We start from the raw sequence: 17014 nt of genomic DNA on the forward strand, positions 1-17014 counted from the left end.
CATCACATCCTGAACAGGCCGAATTTCGTCGGCTCGATCGGCGAATTCGACGCCGCCGAGAGGCCAAGGCCGAGCACGAGACGGGTGTCGGCGGGGTCGATCACGCCGTCGTCCCACAGCCGTGCAGTGGCGTAATACGGATGCCCCTGGCTCTCATACTGGTCTCGGATGGGCTTGCGGAATGTCTCTTCCTCGTCCTTCGACCAGCTATCGCCCTTGGCCTCGATATTGTCGCGGCGGACCTGGCTCAGCACCATCGAGGCTTGTTCGCCGCCCATCACCGAAATGCGCGCGTTCGGCCACATCCACAGGAAGCGCGGCGAGTAGGCGCGGCCGCACATGCCGTAATTGCCGGCGCCGTAGGAGCCGCCGATCACGACGGTGAATTTCGGCACCGAGGCGGTCGCAACCGCCGTCACCAGCTTGGCGCCGTCGCGGGCGATGCCGCCAGCCTCGTATTTCTTGCCGACCATGAAGCCCGTGATGTTCTGCAGGAACACCAGGGGAATGCCGCGCTGGCAGCACAGTTCGATGAAATGCGCGCCCTTCAGCGAGCTCTCGCTGAACAGGATACCGTTGTTGGCGATGATGCCGACCGGATAGCCCCAGATATGGGCGAAGCCGCACACCAGCGTCGTGCCATAGAGCTTCTTGAACTCGTCGAACTCGGAACCGTCGACGACACGCGCGATGATGTCGCGCACGTCGAACGGCTTGCGGCCGTCGACCGGCACCACGCCATAGATCTCCTCCGCGGCAAACAGCGGATCGCGCGGCTTGTGCATGTTGAGGTTCGGCCGCGTGGATGGCTTCAGCGTCCCTATGATGCGCCGGGCGATACCGATCGCGTGGGCATCGTTCTGGGCGTAATGGTCGGTGACGCCCGATTGCCGCGAATGCACGTCGGCGCCTCCGAGCTCCTCGGCGCTGACGACCTCGCCGGTCGCGGCCTTCACCAGCGGCGGGCCGCCGAGGAAGATGGTGCCCTGGTTGCGTACGATGATGCTCTCGTCCGACATCGCGGGAACATAGGCGCCGCCGGCGGTGCAGGAGCCCATCACGATCGCGACCTGGGGAATGCCAGCTGAGGACATTTGCGCCTGGTTGTAGAAGATGCGGCCGAAATGCCGCTCGTCCGGAAAGATCTCGTCCTGCAGCGGCAGGAAGGCGCCGCCGGAATCCACCATGTAGACGCAGGGAAGGTTGTTCTGCCGCGCGATGTCCTGGGCGCGCAGATGCTTCTTCACCGTCAAGGGGTAATAGGTGCCGCCCTTGATGGTGGCATCATTGGCGACGATGACGCATTCGCGCCCCGCGATGCGCCCCACCCCTGTCACGACGCTCGCCGAATGCACGTCGCCGCCGTAGAGGCCGTAGGCCGCGAGCGGCGACAGCTCCATGAACGCGGTGCCGGGATCGACCAGCAGGTCGACGCGCTGACGCGCCAGCATCTTGCCACGCGATGTGTGACGGTTGCGCGAAGCCTCGCCGCCGCCGCCAGCGACCTGGGCGAGCTTCTCGCGCAAGTCTGCGACGAGGCCGCGCATGGCCTCGGCATTGCGCGCAAAGTCAGATGAAGAGGTATCGATGCTGGAATGAAGCGGCATGATGATCCCAATTGTGTGGAGGTCTTAAGCCGTCTCGGCCATCAGTTCGCGGCCGATCAGCATGCGGCGTACTTCCGAAGTCCCGGCGCCGATCTCGTAGAGTTTTGCGTCACGCCACAGACGTCCCACGGGGAATTCGCTGGTGTAGCCGACGCCGCCGAGCGCCTGGATCGCCTCGCCCGCCATCCAGGTCGCCTTCTCCGCGGAATAGAGGATCGCGGCAGCCGCGTCCTTGCGCAGGGTTCGCGCGTGGTCGGCGCGGTCGCAGGCGCGCCCGACCGCATAGACATAGGCGCGCGTGGCCTGCCAGGTCGCATACATGTCCGCGAGCTTGCCCTGCATCAGCTGGAAATCGCCGATCGGCTGGCCGAACTGCTTGCGTTCGTGCATGTAGGGCACCACCGCATCCATGCAGGCCGCCATGATTCCGAGGGGGCCGCCGGACAGCACCGCACGCTCATAGTCGAGGCCGGACATCAGCACCCTGACGCCCTCGCCCACCTTGCCCATCACGTTCTCCTCCGGCACCTCGCACTCGTCGAAGAACAGCGGATAAGTGTTGGAGCCGCGCATGCCGAGCTTGTCGAGATGCTGGCCGTGGGTGAAGCCCTTGAAGCCCTTCTCGACGAGGAAGGCCGTCATGCCGCGCGGGCCGGCTTCCGGATCGGTCTTGGCGTAGACCACCAGCACGTCGGCGTCGCCGCCATTGGTGATCCACATCTTCGAGCCGTTGAGCAAGTAGCGGTCGCCGCGCTTGTCGGCGCGCAGCTTCATCGAGACCACGTCGGAGCCGGCGCCGGGCTCCGACATCGCGAGCGCGCCGACATATTCGCCGGAGATCAGCTTCGGCAGATAGCGCTGGCGCTGCGCGTCGTTGCCGTTGCGGCGGATCTGGTTGACGCAGAGGTTGGAATGGGCGCCGTAGGACAACCCGACGGCGGCCGAGCCGCGCGAAATCTCCTCCATCGCGACGATATGGGCCAGATAGCCCATGCTGGAGCCGCCATATTGCTCCGGCGCGGTCATTCCGAGCAGGCCGAGGTCGCCGAAACGCTTCCACAGGTCGGCCGGGAACAGATTGGCCTTCTCGATCTCGGCGGCGCGCGGGGTGATCTCCGCCTCCACGAACGCGCGCAGCGTGTCGCGCAGCATGCCGATGTCTTCGCCCAGATCGAAATCGATGCTCGGGATGTTCAAGGCGATTCCTCCGTATTTTGGGGACCGAACCTAGCGGGGTCAGGGCCCTTCTGCGGTCGAAAAGGTTGCATTTTCCGCCAAACTTGGCGAGGATTTTCCCATGCCCTTTCAAGCCGCAACCGCGATCCCGCGCCGCGCCGTCACCCCTGCCGCCTTCGTCCGCGGCGTGGTGGCCGCCTACGAACGGTACGGCCGCGATCCGGCCGAGGCGCTCAGCCGGGGTCAGGTAGCGCCAGACCTTGTCAATTCTCCGGACGGGCGGATCACGGCAGCCCAGTTCGAGGCCCTGGCGGGCCATGCCATGCGCGAGCTCGACGACGAGGCGCTCGGCTGGTTCTCGCGGCGCCTGCCGTTCGGCACATACGGCATGCTGTGCCGCGCCTCGATCACGGCGCCGACGCTGGAGGTCGCGCTCAAGCGCTGGTGCCGGCATCATCGCCTGATCACCGAGGACGTGCTGCTCGACCTCGAGGTCGGCGAGGAGACCGCGGAGGTCTCCATCCGGGAGCTGCGCGATCTCGGGGCATTGCGCGAATTCTGCCTGGTCACGCTGCTTCGCTACGTGCTCGGCTTCTCCTGTTGGGCCGTCGACTCCAGGATCGCGCTGCGCGCCGCGGAATTCCCGCACGCCGAGCCCGGCCATGTCTCGGTCTATCCGACCATCTTCTGCCGGAACATCCGTTTCGATGCCGACCGCGCCCGCATCGTCTTCGACAAGCACTATCTCTCGCTGCCGCTGACGCGCAGTCCGAGCGATCTCGACAACATGCTCAAGGGTGCGCTCAGGCTGACAGTGCTGCCCTATCGGCGCGACCGGCTGCTGGTCGAGCGTGTCCGCCGCGTGCTCCGTCATGCGCGCGGACGCAGCCTCGGCGCCGAGGATGTCGCAAGCGAGCTTGCGCTCTCCACCCGCACCATGCATCGCCGCCTGCGCGAGGAAGCAACCTCGCTGCGCGATCTCAAGGAGGAGGCGAAATTCGAATTGGCAAAGCAGGAGCTGATGCGCGGCCGCACGCCGATCAAGCGGATCGCCGAGATCGCAGGCTTCCGCAACGAGAAGAGCTTTTCCCGCGCCTTCCGCAGCTGGACCGGCGCAAGCCCACGCGAGTTTCGCGGGCGGTATCGCTGAGAGGTCATCGGCAAGAGCGCATTGCGCCTTTCCGCACGATGCCGGGGGCGTGGGCGCTCCGCCGCAGCGACCTGCCCCTCAGACGTTTACGGCCTCCGGGATGATCCCGAAGGCCGTAATGGTCGAAGCCACCAGTCCGAACCCGGTCAATTCGAATTGGTCTGCGCGCCGGGCCGAAGCTTGGGATGCTTTGCCTGCTTCGGTTGGAAGGCCAGCGCGTCGTTGGTCTTGGCGCCACCGCTCTGCGCGCACACGCCACCGATACCGCCGGCAGCGGCGCGGCAGGCCTCCATCGTCGGATAGCCGCAGCCGTGAGCGGCCTGGGCGCCATTCGTGATGCAATAATCTTCCGCTTTCGCAGTCGGCGCCGTCTGCACCAGAAACGCAGACGCAAACAGCGTCGCGGCGGAAACTGCGAACGTTTTCGAAACCGAGGTCATGTTGTCTTGTCCTAGTTGGGAAGTCCCACATAGAGCTCCCGACATGCGACGCGCGTCGATCGCTCATTCCCCGCATGTAGGCCAATCAACGGAACCATCAATCACGGTTCAGCGCATTGCAGGGATGTGATAATCACATTTCTCAGTTAGGTTATTTAATCAGCAATATAGTGCCGATGCAACGCGCATGTGCAGGCCGGCCAGGCCGAAGACGATCGCCTCCGACTTCATCGCAATTGATTCAAATGCGATGCGGCTCGCCCGGTAGCGTGACCTGCTAACTCGCAGACGCTGCCGCGTCATCCTGCAACGGCAGCGGCACGTCCTTGGCAACACCCAGCACCGGGAAGCTGCGGACGTTCTTCACGTCGGGCATCGCCGCGAAATGCAGGAGCTGCTGGCGCATGCTCTCGACGCTCGGCGCGACGCATTTCAGGAGATAGTCGGTGTCGCCGGAAATCCGCCAGCACTGCTGGATGCGCGGGATCGCCGATATCGAGCTCTCGAACGCCTCCAGCACCGGCTGCGCCTGGCTGCCCAGCTGGATCGAGACGAACGAGACCACCTCATAGCCAAGCCGCCGCTCGTCGAGGACGGCCCGCACCGCGCGGATCACGCCGCGGCTGAACAGCGATTTTAGCCGCCGCAGGCAGTTCGGCGCGGACACGCCGACGCGCAGCGCCAGCTCGTTGTTGCGCACCCGCCCGTCCTGCTGCAGCTCGGATAAGATCTTCAGATCGACGCCGTCGAGCTGCTCACGCCCCGCCATCCCCTGCCCTCGTCATGAGCCTGTCACGGCCGCCAGCGAAGCACGCGGGGGAATTGGTGCCAAGGGGTTGGAGCTGCGCATGGCGCTCCCGTGTACGAGCAGCATACCTCTCAGTGTCATGGCGGGCATAGCCGTCCGAAGGACGGCGTCGCTTCCGCTCGCCTTTGTCCGACCTTCGCCTCGCCGAAGCGGCTTCGGCCGCGCAGGCGGGCCAAGCCGGGCATGACGAATTCGGCGTAAGTGGATGCAGGTGGTTAGTGCGTCCAGGGCTCGCCGCGACGGAACGAGAAATTGTCGGCGTAAGCGACCGGGCGGCGGATCGAATCCTGCGGCTCGATGACCTGGTAGGCGATGCCCTTGCGCTCGCAATAGGCGACCGCCTCTTCCTTGCTGTGGAAGCGGAGCGTGATCTGCTGCTTCATGTCGCCCGACGAGGTCCAGCCCATTAGCGGCTCGACCGAGCGCGGCTGCTCCGGCTCGTAGTCCAGCTGCCATTCCTTCGTCTTGGACCGGCCGGATTGCATCGCGTTCTTGGCGGGCTTGAAAATGCGTGCGGTCATGGGTGGTCCGGGCCTCGCTTTTCGTCTTTCGTTCGATTTCGATGCGTCAGGGTGGCAGTTGGTGCAAACCTCAGGGATAGTATAGAGACACCGGTTGGGAACTGCTTGGTGATTCCGGTCCCCGTAGCCTCTGCGACGGTATAGTCATTATGCTGCACCGTGACAATTGCGTACCCGCCTTCCGCGCCGGGATCCCGCCCGGCGGCACCGTCTCCCCGACCTCAGCCTGTCCGCCCCCCTCGAGAGCTCCCCTCGCATGGCCTTCCTGAACATCAACGCCACGCTTCCCGACAAAGGCCGCGATCTCCGGCTCGACCTGTTTCGCGGCGTCGCGAACTGGGCGATCTTCCTCGACCACATCCCGGACAACGTCGTGAACTGGATCACGACGCGCAATTACGGCTTTTCCGACGCCGCCGATCTGTTCGTCTTCATCTCCGGCTACACCGCCTCCTTCGTCTACGCGCGGATGATGCTGGACCGCGGCTTCCTCGTCGGCGCCACCCGGCTGACCAAGCGGGTCTGGCAGCTCTACGTCGCCCACATCATCCTGTTCGTGATCTATATCGCCTCGATCAGCTATCTGGCGCTGCGCTTCGGCGACAGCGAGATGATCAACGAGTTCAACGTCGCCGGCCTCGTCGACAACGCCACCGAGACACTGCGCCAGGGCCTGTTCCTCCGCTTCAAGCCGCTCAATCTCGACGTGCTGCCGCTCTACATCGTGCTGATGGGACTGTTTCCGCCGGTGCTGTGGTTCATGCTGCGCAAGCCCGACCTGACGATGGTGCTGTCGATCGTGCTGTGGCTGGTCGCGCGTCATTTCGGCTGGAATCTGAACGCCTATCCGGCCGGCCAGTGGTACTTCAACCCGTATTGCTGGCAGGTGTTGTTCGTGTTCGGCGCCTGGTGTGCGATGGGCGGCGCGCGGCGCTCGATGACGCTGATCAACGCGCCGGTCACGCTCTATCTCTGTCTCGGTTATCTCCTGTTCGCGCTGGTCATGACCATGGCGGGCCGCTTCCCCGCCTTCGGCGGCTTGTTCCCGGAATGGCTGTTCTCGGCCTTCAACCCGAACGACAAGACCAACCTTGCGCCCTATCGTTTCATCCACTTCGTCGTGATCGTGATCCTGGTGATCCGCTTCGTGCCGAAGGAATGGCCGGGGCTGGAATGGAAGGTGTTCGATCCCCTGATCGTCTGCGGCCAGCAGTCGCTCGCCGTGTTCTGCGTCGGCGTGTTCCTGTCCTTCGTCGGCCATTTCGAGCTGTCGATGAGCTCGGGCTCGCTGCTCGCGCAGATCTTCGTCAGCGTCGCCGGCATCGCGATCATGACGACGGTGGCCTATTACATCTCGTGGTCGAAGAAGCAGGACAAGCCGCTGAAGCCGCCACCGCCGAAGCCGGCCACCGCGGGCTGAACCGGGAACGCTGCCGCTCGGAGCACGCCGTTTTGGTCGGCCCGACGGCCGTCGACCGGGATCGATTGACCTGGGTCAACCGGGGGTGGCGCCGACCGGCCTAATGTCGTCGCGACAGGCGCCGCCGCACCGATGTCGGCGGCTTCCCTCGGACAAGGCTCAAAGCACATGCCCTCTCATTTTCACGCCGTGGTATGGATCGACCATTCGCAGGCTAGGATCTTCCATCTCGGCCTGAGCGGCTCCGACGAAATCACGTTGCACCCGCAAATGGCGACGCGTCATCTTCATCACAAAGCGAACGCCGTCGGGAGCGGTCACGCCGCGCCCGACAAGGCGTTCTACGCTGAAGTGAGCAAAGCCCTCGACGATGCCGGGGAGATTCTCCTCATCGGCCCGGCGAGTGCAAAGACGGAGCTTGCCAACCACATTCGCGCCAACGCGCCCGATATCGCCAAGCGCATTGCTGCGGTGGAAGCGGCCGATCATCCCGCGGACGCCGAAATCATCGCCTACGCCAAACGACATTTCAAACTGCCGCTGCCGCGCGTGCAGGCACCGGGATAGTCCGGACGAGCGGCATTCGGCCCGGGCCGGACGGCCTCAGCAACAAGCCGGGGCGCGGTGATGGCTCATTGCGGGCTCATCGCGTCAGGCCGCTTCCTCACCGTCGAACTCCGTGAATTTCTTGTAGATCCAGTCGCGGCCGTCGTGACGACGCCAGACCTTGCCGTACACGAGCTGCCCGTTGATCGAGCGGCGGGGCACGATCACCGTCCAGAGGTGCCAGATCTCGCTCCAGCTCGACTGCGGCCCGGCGGTTCGGAGATTGTGGTCGAAAGACATGGCATAGAACTCACTGACGCAGAACTCACTGGCGCAGACCTCAACTGATGCGAACGCCGCGACGAATTGTGGTCTTGTGAGAGCACGGTTTGCAGCCCCCGTCGGGAGCCCAGACCGATCTGATAATGATCGCCGGAGCGGCCGCAACAGCCGCTCGTCCTTAACCTAACCGGTCAACCTTACCTCCCGTGGCATATGGCCAAGAGCGGTTGAAAGCCGGCGCCGACTTAACTAGAGTGCGCGCACGATTTGAGAACGACCGTGCCGTCTTGGGCGCGTGGTTATTTGATTGAGCTGACGTCCAATTTTGCGATTGAATTTTCGAGAAGATCGTCAGGGCGACCACAATGAATTTGCAATGTGCACGTCTGCGCCTGGCGCTGCGATCGGCGCCGCCTGCGTCGATCGCGAGAACACCAGCGAAAGACCCGCCGACAGCCGCCAACGACAACCAGATGGTCTGGCCGTTCGTCCCGTTTCCGGCGGGCTGGCACGCATCGGGTTGATTGGCCGGATCTCACAGGAATGACGTCCGAAAAGCGCAACGCCGCGCAAGCGGAATATCATCGCTTGGCGGCGTCCGTTTAGATATTGGGCGCTGAAATCCCCAACACACATATGTCTACGGCGACAGCCAAAGGTTCGATGAGACGCCGGCCATTCCATGCCGGCCAGCGGCCCCAATTCCTTGAAACTTCGCACGGAGGTCGCGGAGCGGCGTCACGCACCGCTTGTCAGAATCAGGTCAGAACCGCAGCGAAAAATTCAGGAAAATCAACGTCGGGACTGGTCGGGGCAGCTGGATTCGAACCAACGACCTGCAGTACCCAAAACTGCCGCGCTACCAGGCTGCGCTATACCCCGAATGTCCGGCGAGCCACGTCGATACACGCTTCCAAAGGCGCCAGCAAGCTTACAAACCAGCGCCAGCACGGCTGCCGGTGCCGCTCGCCGGCCGGCCCTATTTGCTGCCGAACAGCGGGTGGCCGACGCGGTCGCCGGGGCGGATGCCGTATTTCTGCGCCGTTCCCGCCACCACCTCGAGGACGGCTCGGGCCGGCCCCTTGGACGAGATGATCCTGGTCGACAGCGGCTCGGTGTTCTCGGCGATGCGCAGGATGCGGCCGTTGGCGCCGATGAAGATCATGTCGAGCGAGACATAGGTGTTCTTCATCCACATCGAGATTTCTTGCTCGGGATTGAAGTCGAACAGCATGCCTTTGCCGTCCGCAAGCTCCTTGCGGTACATCAGGCCGGTCTGCTTCTCCTCCTCGGTGGTCGCCATTTCGACCGAGAACACCTGCACGCCGTTCTTGGTGACGATCTCCAGCGGCTGGAAGCTGGCGGCGCCGGCGGGCGCGCTGACGACGGCACAGCCGGTGATGACGAGGATGGCGGCGAGCCAGCCCTTCAGAGCGGACCGGACAGCCTTTCGATCAAAATTCATGGGAGACACTCGAGGCGTGGGACTGGAACGAGTGCTTACGCGGCGGTCGCCGGAAAAGCCAGAGGCGCGCCGGCCTGCCGGCGCGCCTCTATTGCTCACGATTGCGGGATGAAAGCTCGCGCACAATCGAATGTGCGTCTCGCACCTAGTGCGACTGTAATCCCGGCGATCCGGTCTCGGGATGGATCTCGGCGGCCATCATGCCCTTGGAGCCGGGCCCGAAGCGGACCAGGACGTACTGGCCGGGCCTGAGCTCCGTCATGCCGAAGCGGCGCAGCGTCTCCATGTGCACGAAGATGTCGGGCGTGCCCTCGCCGCAGGTCAGGAAGCCGAAGCCGCGCAGCCGGTTGAACCATTTGACCTGGGCCCGCTCCAGCCCGCTGGTCGGGGTGACCGTGACATGGGTGCGCGGCGGCAGCATCTGCGCCGGATGGATCGCGGTCGACTCGTCCATCGAGACCACGCGGAACGCCTGGTAACCCTTGGCGCGCTGGATGCACTCGACGACGATGCGGGCGCCCTCATAGGCGGTCTGGAAGCCGTCGCGCCTAAGCACGGTAACGTGCAGGAGCACGTCCGGCCAGCCATTGTCGGGAACGATGAAGCCGTAACCTTTGGAGGCGTCGAACCATTTGATGACGCCGTGGACTTCGACGAGGTTGGCGCTGGCTTCGCCCAACCCGCTGAAGGGATTGAGGCCGCTGTCGCGGCCGGCGCCGCCGTGCTCACCCGGCGTGATCCGCCCGGGCGATACTCCCTGCCCGGGAACCCCGAGCTTTTTGGACTCAAATCCGTCCGACGACCCCATAACCCCGGACCCCACACTGTCATGCGACCCGCCTCAGCAGCGGTGTCGAATCACGCGTCTTTCGAGAACCTTCTCAACTGGACGCGACGCGAATCTTTCGACTCAAAAGATAACACTCCCGGTTGCGAGGCATAGACAAAAAAGAGATTCGCCGGAACCTATGAACAGCTTGCACAGCCGCGAATCAAATTGATGCCTCAATTGCCGACAAAGGGCCCGAGCGTTTCGCCGATGTCGTGATGGATGACGAGGTCGGCGATGTCGTCTTGCTCGGTCGGCTCGCGATTGATGATCACCAGACGTGCACCGGCGTTCTTCGCCATCATCGGAAAGCCCGCCGCCGGCCACACCACGAGCGAGGAACCGATGGCGATGAAGAGGTCGCAGGCTTGCGACAGCGCGGTCGCGCGCTGCATTTCGTCATCAGGCATCATCTGGCCGAAGGAGATCGTGGCGGTCTTCACCGGTTCGTCGCAGGCGGCGCAGTTGGGTGCGGCGCCCTCCTCGTCGAAACGACGCTTCACCCAGTCGAGCGGATAGGCCTGCCCGCATCCGATGCAGCGCGCATAAGTGGTATTGCCGTGAAGTTCAATCACGTGCTCGCCGGCGAAGCCGGAGGCCTGGTGCAGATTGTCGATGTTCTGGGTGATGACGGCGGGAACCTTGCCGGCGCGGTAGAGCGAAGCGAGCGCGCGATGGCCGCGGCCGGGCTTTGCCGCCGCGAACACCTCTTCCATCGCAAAACGCCGGCGCCAGGATTCGTCCCGCGCCTGCCGGCTTGCGACGAACTCGCCGAACTCGATCGGACGATAGCGCGTCCAAAGTCCGCCCGGGGAGCGGAAGTCCGGAATGCCGCATTCGGTCGAGATGCCGGCGCCGGTGAACGGCACGATGACTTTTGCCTCGGCGATCATGTCGCCGAGCCGTTCAACGCCGCTCTGAATATCCGATGCAATCAATCGCGGCCTCCCCGATTCGTCTTGCCCTGGCAGCAACATGCGCAAGCGGCAAGATTGTTGACGCTCTTATCAAGCGCTAACGCGATGCGCTCGGCAATTTTTTCCGGCCCTCGCTTATCACAATCCTGCAATGCCTCCTCCCCATTGACGCCCCATTCAGGAGCATCAATGGATGCGTGAATGCGACTCAAGATGATGCGGCGGCGTACTTGAGTTCAGTTAGTAAACCCGAGGGGATGGCTATGACCGAAGACGAACAACGCAAAGCCCGTGAGCGCGATGAGATCGCCGCCCGTGTCGCCGCCTTCCGTGCCACGCAGGAAAAGTTCAAGCGCGAGCGCGAGGAGTATTTCGTGTCGACGCTTGAGAATGCCCGCAAGGTCGAACGGCCCTCGCTTTGGCCGTAAGACGTATCTGATCAATATAATGCGCATGAAAAAAGCCCGGAGCATCGCTCCGGGCTTTTCGCTTGTTACGCTTGTCAGTCGTTACCAATGGCGCCAGTGGTGATGGTGCCGGTAGTACGGTCCGCCGCCGTAATAGGCGTAGGAGCCAGGCCCGTAATAATAGTCGGGGCCGTCATAATAGCCGTAGCGAGGGCCGTAATAGCCGTACGGATGGGACGCTGCGACCGCGCCCGCGGTGATTGCGCCGGCGGCGAGGCCGAATGCGAGGCCCGGGCCGATGCCGCGCCCGCGTGCCTCGGCAGGTGCAGGGGCTGCAACCGCGGTCACGCCGACGGCTGCGACGGTGGCCAGAACTGCCAGTGTCTTCTTCATGCTCTCCTCCTTCGCGTCTTGCCGAGATAACGACGAGCGCCTGCGATAGTTGCGCGCAGGGCGCGGAACCGGCCCTGCAAAAAAATCGGCTGCGGCCGGAACGAAACCGCCGGGTCCGCGTTGCCCTTCCAAGTGCGGGAGCCTCCGCCATCCGGGTTGAGGCAACAGCACGAAGACCCCGTCGGCATCTCCGCGATGCCGGCGGGGTTTTTCCGTTTCACGGGAGCAATTGGCAGCACACGACATTGGCTGCCAGCGGGGCGGACGATCGAGGAGGAAGGTTTGCCATTATCCGCTTTGCTGGCCCGTATCCGCAAACTGGTTCCAAGATCCGACGATCGGCATTACGACGAGATCGTCCGCAACTTCGGTGTCGGCACACTGCACCCGCCGCCGACGCCGATGAGCGACCGCGAGCTGGCGCGGGCCATCGCCGAGTTCCTGAAAGACAAGCCGTCGAGCGAATCCGTTGCGGCCCTCGGCCGCCGCCTCGACCCCTCCTCTCCGGTTTGAGTTGCTTCGAAGTTTTTCGGCGGGAGCATGGAACCAGAAATACGCGCGGACGTTGAATCCTCTTCACGTAAAGTGGAAGTGGCCGACATGCCCGCCTGGCTCGAAGTCTTGCTCAACCTGTCCGGCTACGCCGGCTTCGTGGCGCTCGCCTCGCGCGGCACCGCGTGCCCGCGCGAGGCCGCCGACAATCGCAGCTACAGCGACGACCGCTAATTGGCGTGCGCCGATCTAATTGGCGTGCGCCGCTTGGCCCGCCGTGCGCACCAGCCGATCGGCCTTGACCGCGACGCGCGTGTCCTCGACCTGCGGCCGCAGTGAGAAGCTGACCACCACGAAAGCGAGACAAAACAGCGTGCCGACAATGGCGACGCGCCGGTAGGTGTGCCGGTCGCCCTGGTAAAAAGAAGGCTGTGAAAAAGGTGTCATGACAAAATTGCTTCTTGGCAAAGTCGTTTCTTGCTTGTCCTTGCCAGACACCTACCCCAAGCAGCGCCAAGCGCAACGCGATTGGGCTTTTAACCTAACCGAATAGGGTTATCGGCTTCCGCGCAAATGATCGTTAGGATTTGCGCGAAAGCGCCGCTCGCGGCGAGCCGCTTTCGATATAGCGAAGCCGAGGTTGCGCCAGCGCGACTTGCCGACCGGCTTTGTTCCAGCTTCGACACTCTTTCGTTCTCGAAGAACGAATCGGAATCGAAGAAACCGGCGCGGAGCAGGTCTTAATAAAACTTACCAGCGGCGCGCGGCACGACGCGATCACGGCGTATCGGGCGATGTCGTATCGGGAGATATCGTCTCAGGAAATGTCGCATCGGAAGACGCCGCATCAGCAGACGTCGGTGGCACCTGCGGCACCGACGGCCTGGCTTTGCGCGTGCGCGGGTGCCGATCATACCAGAACACTTTTGCGATCTCGGCGAGAAACCAGCACTCATCCATCTCGCTCTCCCTCGCCTCACCCCTTACGGAGTAGACGCCGAGAGAACTGTGCGAGACCTCACGCTGTCCTGTTCTGAGACGCGCGGCCGCATCGCTGCCAACAGGCGCAGCTTGTTCTGCATCCGACTCCATTTCGTTCTCGAAGAACGAATCGGAGTCGGAAAAATCAGCGCGAAGCGATTCCTAACGATCGATGAAAGCGCGCGACGCCACGTCTTCGGCGGCAGGACTCGTCGCCAACACAATCTTCGGCGACAAGAATTTCGAGGCGACCGCAAACACGATGACGATCTCGCGGCACGGCTCGCATCGAAAGCTGTTGGCGGAAACCGCCGTCATCGGCTTGGCGCATCGCGGGCATGTCATACGGGCCGAACGCTGACGGCACAGGTTCGTTCCTGCGCCTCCATTCCCGCATGTGCGACGGTGTCCATCGGCGCAGATCAAGCCGCCCGCTTCGCTTTGCCCTTCTCCGAGAAGCATTCCAGGATCTGAATGCGGAGCTCTTCGGCCGCCGGACCTTCGAGCCTCCTGAGTTCGTTCCAGAGCCTGATCACTTCGCGCTGCTTTTCGACGGTCATGAGTCGCCTCCCATCTGTCTACCTAAGATGGCTCACTAGAACAAAATGAGAACAAAAAGTCCAGTCCCTCGCGCGATGTCCCCTGGCATGCGCGGTCCCCTGGCATGCCGCGTTGAACCTATTCGGTGCAGCGCGGACCCATGGGAGCCGGGGATTTCAGCGCCCAGTCATATGGCAGCGCCGCCGTGGACGAACATATGCCGTCACCGCGGCGCCGTTGCTTTTTGGATTTTCAATTTTAAGTTAGAGCTACGGCTGGCGGCCAGGCGCTGAAATCCCAACGCCGTCAGCCAAAAGAGCCCCGCGCGAAAGCGCGGGGTTTTCTTTTGACCGGGGTTGTCTTTTGACCAGGGCCTTCTTCAGACGATGTGGCCGACGGCCGCCCACTGCAGCAACGGGAACGAATTTTCCGTCTTTCGCATTGACGGCCGAACCAAGCGGCGCTGCCCGTCGCGCGAGACAGCGCAGCTGCGAAAGACCCCGCACCGCGCCCGTCACTCTCGAGGCGCCGATGATCTGCGAGTTCTGCGAGGCCGAGATCCCGATCGGGCTTTCAGTCTGCCCGGCTTGCGGGACACCGCAGAGCGCACCCGGACAGGCCGACCGGCGCGCGCTGTGGTTTGTCCTGATCGTCGTGGTGATGTTCGGCATCGCCGTCGCCGAGCACCATTTGTTCGTCGGCAATTGATCGCTACGCCGTCTCGCAGACGAGCCGGCGGCAGCGACCTCGCCGGCGCCTCAGACGGCGTCCTTGGCGACCTTCAGCGGCGAGGCCTTGACCGACTTGCTCGCGGGCTTGGCCGCAAACTGCATCGGCTCCTTGGTGAAGGGATTGACGCCCATGCGGGCTTCGGTTGCCGGCTTGTTCACCACCGACATCTTCACGAAGCCGGGAATGACGAACTCACCGGACTCGTTGAGCTCCTTGTATCCGACCGTCGCCATGTATTCGATCACCGACTTCACGTCGTTCTTCGAAAGCTGCGTGCCCTCGGCAATTGCATCAATCAATTGGGTCTTCGTCATCTTCGCCATGTCTGAATTCCTTTTGTGCGCGCGAGCAACTTTCGCTGTGGACGCGGCCTGAAGCGCGGGGGGCGCGCTGCTGATTTCATGCCAGAGGTCATGAAGTGACGGGGCTTAGAACCCATCGAGGCCGAAAACGCAAGCAGGGGTTCTGCGGGGTTCCCGACTTCCTGTGCAAGATGTCGCAGGACCCGCCGCTTTCCTTTTTGAACCATTTTGCGGCTGGCGCGTCATATCATTGAAGTCCCTAAGCTTCACCCCACCAGAGAGCCCCGCTTCCCCCAGGCGGGGTTTTCGTTTTTTTGGGGGGCATGGCAGATCGCCCCGGCTGCTATAAGAGCCTTGGGGGTTTCTCGTGGGGTGCTCGTGAAGGTCGCTATCGTCATCGCAGGCTTGATCGTCGTTGCTGTCGCGGCTCTCGTCGCGATCCAGCCGAGCTTCCTGAAGCCCGCGTCCCTTGCCCTCGTGAAGAAGTCCGACATCTTCGGCTTCTCGCCCGGGATGGCGTTCGAGGAGACCAGCAAGCTCGTCAATCAACGCCACTATCTCTGCCGCCCGGGCCGCAACGCCTCCACCCTCGAATGCGACATCAACGGCGCCAAGGTCACGGTTGAAAGCGACGAGGCGGACGCCAGGCGCCCGATCTGGCGCGTCAATGCGACGTTGAACAATCCGGGGGAGCAGGACGCCGCGGTCAAATCGATCTCCGACCAGTTCAACGCGCAGGCCATCAAGGACCGGGAGGGATGGACATGGATCGTCGGCCGCGGGCTCAAGCTGAGCTATGACGGCCTCGCCTTGAACCTCGTCGACGAGGCCGCGGAGGCCCGGCTCCGCAAGGCGGAAGCAAAGCGCTAGGGCGTGACGTCACCTCGTCGTGAAACTTGTGGCCCGGCTCGCCTTGTTGACACTTCAGTAACCCAACGCCGCCAAGCTCCATTCAGTCTCGTTGCGTTGGAGTATCCTCACAGTGCTGGATTTTGAAGAGCTGCGTGAACTCGCAGCCGATGTTCGTGTTTTTGTCGAGCTCGCCGAGGACAAGGCCGAAGCGCTCAAAGCGGTCATCGCGGCCTATGACGTGGTCCTGGCGATCTTCCCCACCCACGAGGGCATGGGCCTCCATGTCATCAAGGGCAGCGAGATCCTAGACAGGATTGCAAAATCAGGCAGCCATGCGATCTACAGCCACACGGCGGTCGCGGTCCCCGACCTGCAACATGCGCAAGCGCTCAAGCTGCTGACGGCTCCGGTCGAACAACGGATCGCAGCCTAAGCATCATCCCGACCCGGAGGCCCCGTTAACGCAAAGCGCGAAGCGGTTTTCCGGGAAGTTCATCCGCAAACAACAACCCAAGGCGCGATGATCTCATCGCGCTTTGGTTGCCGGCAGCCGGCCCGGCTGCCGTCGCCGGAGCTGCCGAGGTCCCGTCAGCGCAGCCGGTTCAAGACCTGGAGCGGGATCCATGATCCCAGCACCATGATGATCGCAATGGCCGCGACGACGACATATTTCAGCGGATTCTGCGACGAGGCGAGCGAACCTTCGAGGTGGAGGTAGGGGAGCACGAGGTCCATCGCCATTCCGACGAGGGCTATCGCAACCAGGGCGCCAAAAGCGCAGACAAGGACGTTGACGATCCATCCGATCGCCCCGCGCCCGTTCGACCACGCCTCGTAAATCGCGACCGCCAGCATCACCACAACAAAGACCAGCATGAAGCTCATCGAGCCGCCGACGCTCGACGTCGGGCCGAAGACCTCCAGCAGCAGCATGGCCACCACGGCAAGCAATGTGATCGTCTTCACCGCGCTCCCCTCATCCGTGCTCCAGCAGCAACACCGCGGAGCCGACCACGATACAACCAAGGCCGAAGATCGCCGTCGCGATTTCGACAGCATTTTCCAGGCCGAAGAACCTGACGGCGGCGCTCCATGCGGCCGACAGGAAAATATCCACGATCGCGCTGAGCAAGGCTTGAAGCATAGCCATTGGT

Annotated in this window: 26 protein-coding genes and 1 tRNA gene; 10 read left to right on the forward strand and 17 right to left on the reverse strand. The window is 63.2% G+C overall.

What is annotated here, in order from left to right:
* Window positions 1-2: 2 nt before the first annotated feature.
* The gene (locus tag AC0WRY_RS18040) at window positions 3-1607 is read right to left on the reverse strand and encodes a carboxyl transferase domain-containing protein (protein WP_194402170.1); all 1605 of its coding nucleotides are present in this window, start codon (window positions 1605-1607) and stop codon (window positions 3-5) included.
* Window positions 1608-1631: 24 nt separating this feature from the next.
* Window positions 1632-2804 (reverse strand): isovaleryl-CoA dehydrogenase, encoded by a 1173-nt coding sequence (locus AC0WRY_RS18045; protein WP_194402171.1) that lies wholly within the window; start codon window positions 2802-2804, stop codon window positions 1632-1634.
* A 100-nt stretch (window positions 2805-2904) separates the two neighbouring features.
* On the opposite strand from AC0WRY_RS18045, the gene AC0WRY_RS18050 reads away from it, so the two are divergent.
* Entirely contained in the window at window positions 2905-3933 is a 1029-nt protein-coding gene (locus AC0WRY_RS18050) for an AraC family transcriptional regulator (RefSeq protein ID WP_194402172.1), read from the forward strand.
* Between the two features lie 146 nt (window positions 3934-4079).
* Here AC0WRY_RS18050 and AC0WRY_RS18055 read toward each other — a convergent pair whose 3' ends face one another.
* From AC0WRY_RS18055 to AC0WRY_RS18065, 3 genes are all read right to left on the reverse strand, one after another.
* Window positions 4080-4373: a DUF3551 domain-containing protein gene (locus AC0WRY_RS18055; RefSeq protein ID WP_194402173.1), complete on the reverse strand. Its 294-nt coding sequence runs from the start codon at window positions 4371-4373 to the stop codon at window positions 4080-4082.
* 277 nt (window positions 4374-4650) lie between these two features.
* Window positions 4651-5142 (reverse strand): Lrp/AsnC family transcriptional regulator, encoded by a 492-nt coding sequence (locus AC0WRY_RS18060; RefSeq protein WP_194402174.1) that lies wholly within the window; start codon window positions 5140-5142, stop codon window positions 4651-4653.
* Window positions 5143-5396: 254 nt separating this feature from the next.
* Entirely contained in the window at window positions 5397-5702 is a 306-nt protein-coding gene (locus tag AC0WRY_RS18065; RefSeq protein WP_014495449.1) for an ETC complex I subunit, read from the reverse strand.
* Window positions 5703-5958: 256 nt separating this feature from the next.
* Between AC0WRY_RS18065 and AC0WRY_RS18070 the strand changes: the two genes are divergently transcribed.
* Both AC0WRY_RS18070 and AC0WRY_RS18075 read left to right on the forward strand, forming a co-directional pair.
* The gene (locus AC0WRY_RS18070) at window positions 5959-7122 is read left to right on the forward strand and encodes an OpgC domain-containing protein (RefSeq protein WP_194402175.1); all 1164 of its coding nucleotides are present in this window, start codon (window positions 5959-5961) and stop codon (window positions 7120-7122) included.
* 189 nt (window positions 7123-7311) lie between these two features.
* Window positions 7312-7689, forward strand: a complete 378-nt coding sequence (locus AC0WRY_RS18075; RefSeq protein WP_246776260.1) for a translational machinery protein — start codon at window positions 7312-7314, stop codon at window positions 7687-7689.
* Between the two features lie 84 nt (window positions 7690-7773).
* Here AC0WRY_RS18075 and AC0WRY_RS18080 read toward each other — a convergent pair whose 3' ends face one another.
* The 5 genes from AC0WRY_RS18080 to AC0WRY_RS18100 form a co-directional block, all read right to left on the reverse strand.
* Window positions 7774-7968 (reverse strand): hypothetical protein, encoded by a 195-nt coding sequence (locus tag AC0WRY_RS18080; protein ID WP_194402177.1) that lies wholly within the window; start codon window positions 7966-7968, stop codon window positions 7774-7776.
* A gap of 787 nt (window positions 7969-8755) precedes the next feature.
* Window positions 8756-8832 (reverse strand) — tRNA-Pro (locus AC0WRY_RS18085).
* Window positions 8833-8929: 97 nt separating this feature from the next.
* On the reverse strand, window positions 8930-9415 hold the full coding sequence (locus AC0WRY_RS18090) for a DUF192 domain-containing protein (RefSeq protein ID WP_194402178.1): 486 nt from the start codon (window positions 9413-9415) through the stop codon (window positions 8930-8932).
* Window positions 9416-9560: 145 nt separating this feature from the next.
* Window positions 9561-10223, reverse strand: coding sequence for a cold-shock protein (locus AC0WRY_RS18095; protein ID WP_194402179.1), 663 nt, complete (start codon window positions 10221-10223; stop codon window positions 9561-9563).
* Window positions 10224-10420: 197 nt separating this feature from the next.
* Window positions 10421-11182 (reverse strand): SIR2 family NAD-dependent protein deacylase, encoded by a 762-nt coding sequence (locus AC0WRY_RS18100; RefSeq protein ID WP_194402180.1) that lies wholly within the window; start codon window positions 11180-11182, stop codon window positions 10421-10423.
* Window positions 11183-11424: 242 nt separating this feature from the next.
* On the opposite strand from AC0WRY_RS18100, the gene AC0WRY_RS18105 reads away from it, so the two are divergent.
* Window positions 11425-11589: a hypothetical protein gene (locus AC0WRY_RS18105; RefSeq protein WP_194402181.1), complete on the forward strand. Its 165-nt coding sequence runs from the start codon at window positions 11425-11427 to the stop codon at window positions 11587-11589.
* A gap of 81 nt (window positions 11590-11670) precedes the next feature.
* On the opposite strand, the gene AC0WRY_RS18110 is transcribed toward AC0WRY_RS18105, so the two are convergent.
* A complete protein-coding gene (locus AC0WRY_RS18110; RefSeq protein WP_038946706.1) occupies window positions 11671-11961 on the reverse strand; it encodes a hypothetical protein in 291 nt (96 codons plus the stop codon).
* A gap of 195 nt (window positions 11962-12156) precedes the next feature.
* Between AC0WRY_RS18110 and AC0WRY_RS18115 the strand changes: the two genes are divergently transcribed.
* Window positions 12157-12474, forward strand: coding sequence for a hypothetical protein (locus tag AC0WRY_RS18115; protein ID WP_246776261.1), 318 nt, complete (start codon window positions 12157-12159; stop codon window positions 12472-12474).
* A gap of 87 nt (window positions 12475-12561) precedes the next feature.
* Entirely contained in the window at window positions 12562-12687 is a 126-nt protein-coding gene (locus AC0WRY_RS18120) for a hypothetical protein (protein ID WP_256438845.1), read from the forward strand.
* 15 nt (window positions 12688-12702) lie between these two features.
* On the opposite strand, the gene AC0WRY_RS18125 is transcribed toward AC0WRY_RS18120, so the two are convergent.
* Both AC0WRY_RS18125 and AC0WRY_RS18130 read right to left on the reverse strand, forming a co-directional pair.
* Window positions 12703-12900 carry a hypothetical protein gene (locus AC0WRY_RS18125; protein ID WP_194402182.1) on the reverse strand — a complete coding sequence of 66 codons (198 nt, stop codon included), beginning with the start codon at window positions 12898-12900 and terminating at the stop codon, window positions 12703-12705.
* Between the two features lie 330 nt (window positions 12901-13230).
* Window positions 13231-13545: a hypothetical protein gene (locus AC0WRY_RS18130; protein WP_194408502.1), complete on the reverse strand. Its 315-nt coding sequence runs from the start codon at window positions 13543-13545 to the stop codon at window positions 13231-13233.
* A 61-nt stretch (window positions 13546-13606) separates the two neighbouring features.
* On the opposite strand from AC0WRY_RS18130, the gene AC0WRY_RS18135 reads away from it, so the two are divergent.
* Window positions 13607-13795, forward strand: coding sequence for a hypothetical protein (locus tag AC0WRY_RS18135; protein ID WP_194402183.1), 189 nt, complete (start codon window positions 13607-13609; stop codon window positions 13793-13795).
* A gap of 61 nt (window positions 13796-13856) precedes the next feature.
* Here AC0WRY_RS18135 and AC0WRY_RS18140 read toward each other — a convergent pair whose 3' ends face one another.
* A complete protein-coding gene (locus AC0WRY_RS18140) occupies window positions 13857-13994 on the reverse strand; it encodes a hypothetical protein (protein ID WP_194402184.1) in 138 nt (45 codons plus the stop codon).
* Window positions 13995-14505: 511 nt separating this feature from the next.
* Here AC0WRY_RS18140 and AC0WRY_RS18145 point away from each other — a divergent pair.
* Window positions 14506-14682 (forward strand): hypothetical protein, encoded by a 177-nt coding sequence (locus AC0WRY_RS18145; RefSeq protein WP_194402185.1) that lies wholly within the window; start codon window positions 14506-14508, stop codon window positions 14680-14682.
* A 50-nt stretch (window positions 14683-14732) separates the two neighbouring features.
* Here AC0WRY_RS18145 and AC0WRY_RS18150 read toward each other — a convergent pair whose 3' ends face one another.
* The gene (locus AC0WRY_RS18150; RefSeq protein WP_018323108.1) at window positions 14733-15029 is read right to left on the reverse strand and encodes an HU family DNA-binding protein; all 297 of its coding nucleotides are present in this window, start codon (window positions 15027-15029) and stop codon (window positions 14733-14735) included.
* 357 nt (window positions 15030-15386) lie between these two features.
* Here AC0WRY_RS18150 and AC0WRY_RS18155 point away from each other — a divergent pair, with 357 nt between their 5' ends.
* Together AC0WRY_RS18155 and AC0WRY_RS18160 are read left to right on the forward strand one after the other, a co-directional pair.
* Window positions 15387-15878, forward strand: a complete 492-nt coding sequence (locus AC0WRY_RS18155) for a hypothetical protein (RefSeq protein ID WP_194402186.1) — start codon at window positions 15387-15389, stop codon at window positions 15876-15878.
* A gap of 112 nt (window positions 15879-15990) precedes the next feature.
* Complete coding sequence (locus tag AC0WRY_RS18160; protein ID WP_194402187.1) at window positions 15991-16293, forward strand: hypothetical protein; 303 nt, start codon at window positions 15991-15993, stop codon at window positions 16291-16293.
* Between the two features lie 155 nt (window positions 16294-16448).
* On the opposite strand, the gene AC0WRY_RS18165 is transcribed toward AC0WRY_RS18160, so the two are convergent.
* On the reverse strand, window positions 16449-16826 hold the full coding sequence (locus AC0WRY_RS18165; RefSeq protein ID WP_194402188.1) for a hypothetical protein: 378 nt from the start codon (window positions 16824-16826) through the stop codon (window positions 16449-16451).
* A 10-nt stretch (window positions 16827-16836) separates the two neighbouring features.
* Entirely contained in the window at window positions 16837-17004 is a 168-nt protein-coding gene (locus AC0WRY_RS18170; RefSeq protein WP_194402189.1) for a hypothetical protein, read from the reverse strand.
* Between the last annotated feature and the right edge of the window lie 10 nt (window positions 17005-17014).

It is taken from the genome of Bradyrhizobium sp. T-12, assembly GCF_058314695.1.

Coding starts and splice junctions, on each gene's coding strand:
- AC0WRY_RS18040 (WP_194402170.1), bottom strand. CDS start 1,607: ATGCCGCTTCATTCCAGCATCGATACCTCTTCATCTGACTTTGCGCGC.
- AC0WRY_RS18050 (WP_194402172.1), top strand. CDS start 2,905: ATGCCCTTTCAAGCCGCAACCGCGATCCCGCGCCGCGCCGTCACCCCT.
- AC0WRY_RS18055 (WP_194402173.1), bottom strand. CDS start 4,373: ATGACCTCGGTTTCGAAAACGTTCGCAGTTTCCGCCGCGACGCTGTTT.
- AC0WRY_RS18060 (WP_194402174.1), bottom strand. CDS start 5,142: ATGGCGGGGCGTGAGCAGCTCGACGGCGTCGATCTGAAGATCTTATCC.
- AC0WRY_RS18065 (WP_014495449.1), bottom strand. CDS start 5,702: ATGACCGCACGCATTTTCAAGCCCGCCAAGAACGCGATGCAATCCGGC.
- AC0WRY_RS18070 (WP_194402175.1), top strand. CDS start 5,959: ATGGCCTTCCTGAACATCAACGCCACGCTTCCCGACAAAGGCCGCGAT.
- AC0WRY_RS18080 (WP_194402177.1), bottom strand. CDS start 7,968: ATGTCTTTCGACCACAATCTCCGAACCGCCGGGCCGCAGTCGAGCTGG.
- AC0WRY_RS18090 (WP_194402178.1), bottom strand. CDS start 9,415: ATGAATTTTGATCGAAAGGCTGTCCGGTCCGCTCTGAAGGGCTGGCTC.
- AC0WRY_RS18095 (WP_194402179.1), bottom strand. CDS start 10,223: ATGGGGTCGTCGGACGGATTTGAGTCCAAAAAGCTCGGGGTTCCCGGG.
- AC0WRY_RS18105 (WP_194402181.1), top strand. CDS start 11,425: ATGACCGAAGACGAACAACGCAAAGCCCGTGAGCGCGATGAGATCGCC.
- AC0WRY_RS18110 (WP_038946706.1), bottom strand. CDS start 11,961: ATGAAGAAGACACTGGCAGTTCTGGCCACCGTCGCAGCCGTCGGCGTG.
- AC0WRY_RS18115 (WP_246776261.1), top strand. CDS start 12,157: ATGCCGGCGGGGTTTTTCCGTTTCACGGGAGCAATTGGCAGCACACGA.
- AC0WRY_RS18120 (WP_256438845.1), top strand. CDS start 12,562: ATGCCCGCCTGGCTCGAAGTCTTGCTCAACCTGTCCGGCTACGCCGGC.
- AC0WRY_RS18125 (WP_194402182.1), bottom strand. CDS start 12,900: ATGACACCTTTTTCACAGCCTTCTTTTTACCAGGGCGACCGGCACACC.
- AC0WRY_RS18130 (WP_194408502.1), bottom strand. CDS start 13,545: ATGGAGTCGGATGCAGAACAAGCTGCGCCTGTTGGCAGCGATGCGGCC.
- AC0WRY_RS18135 (WP_194402183.1), top strand. CDS start 13,607: ATGAAAGCGCGCGACGCCACGTCTTCGGCGGCAGGACTCGTCGCCAAC.
- AC0WRY_RS18140 (WP_194402184.1), bottom strand. CDS start 13,994: ATGACCGTCGAAAAGCAGCGCGAAGTGATCAGGCTCTGGAACGAACTC.
- AC0WRY_RS18145 (WP_194402185.1), top strand. CDS start 14,506: ATGATCTGCGAGTTCTGCGAGGCCGAGATCCCGATCGGGCTTTCAGTC.
- AC0WRY_RS18150 (WP_018323108.1), bottom strand. CDS start 15,029: ATGGCGAAGATGACGAAGACCCAATTGATTGATGCAATTGCCGAGGGC.
- AC0WRY_RS18170 (WP_194402189.1), bottom strand. CDS start 17,004: ATGCTTCAAGCCTTGCTCAGCGCGATCGTGGATATTTTCCTGTCGGCC.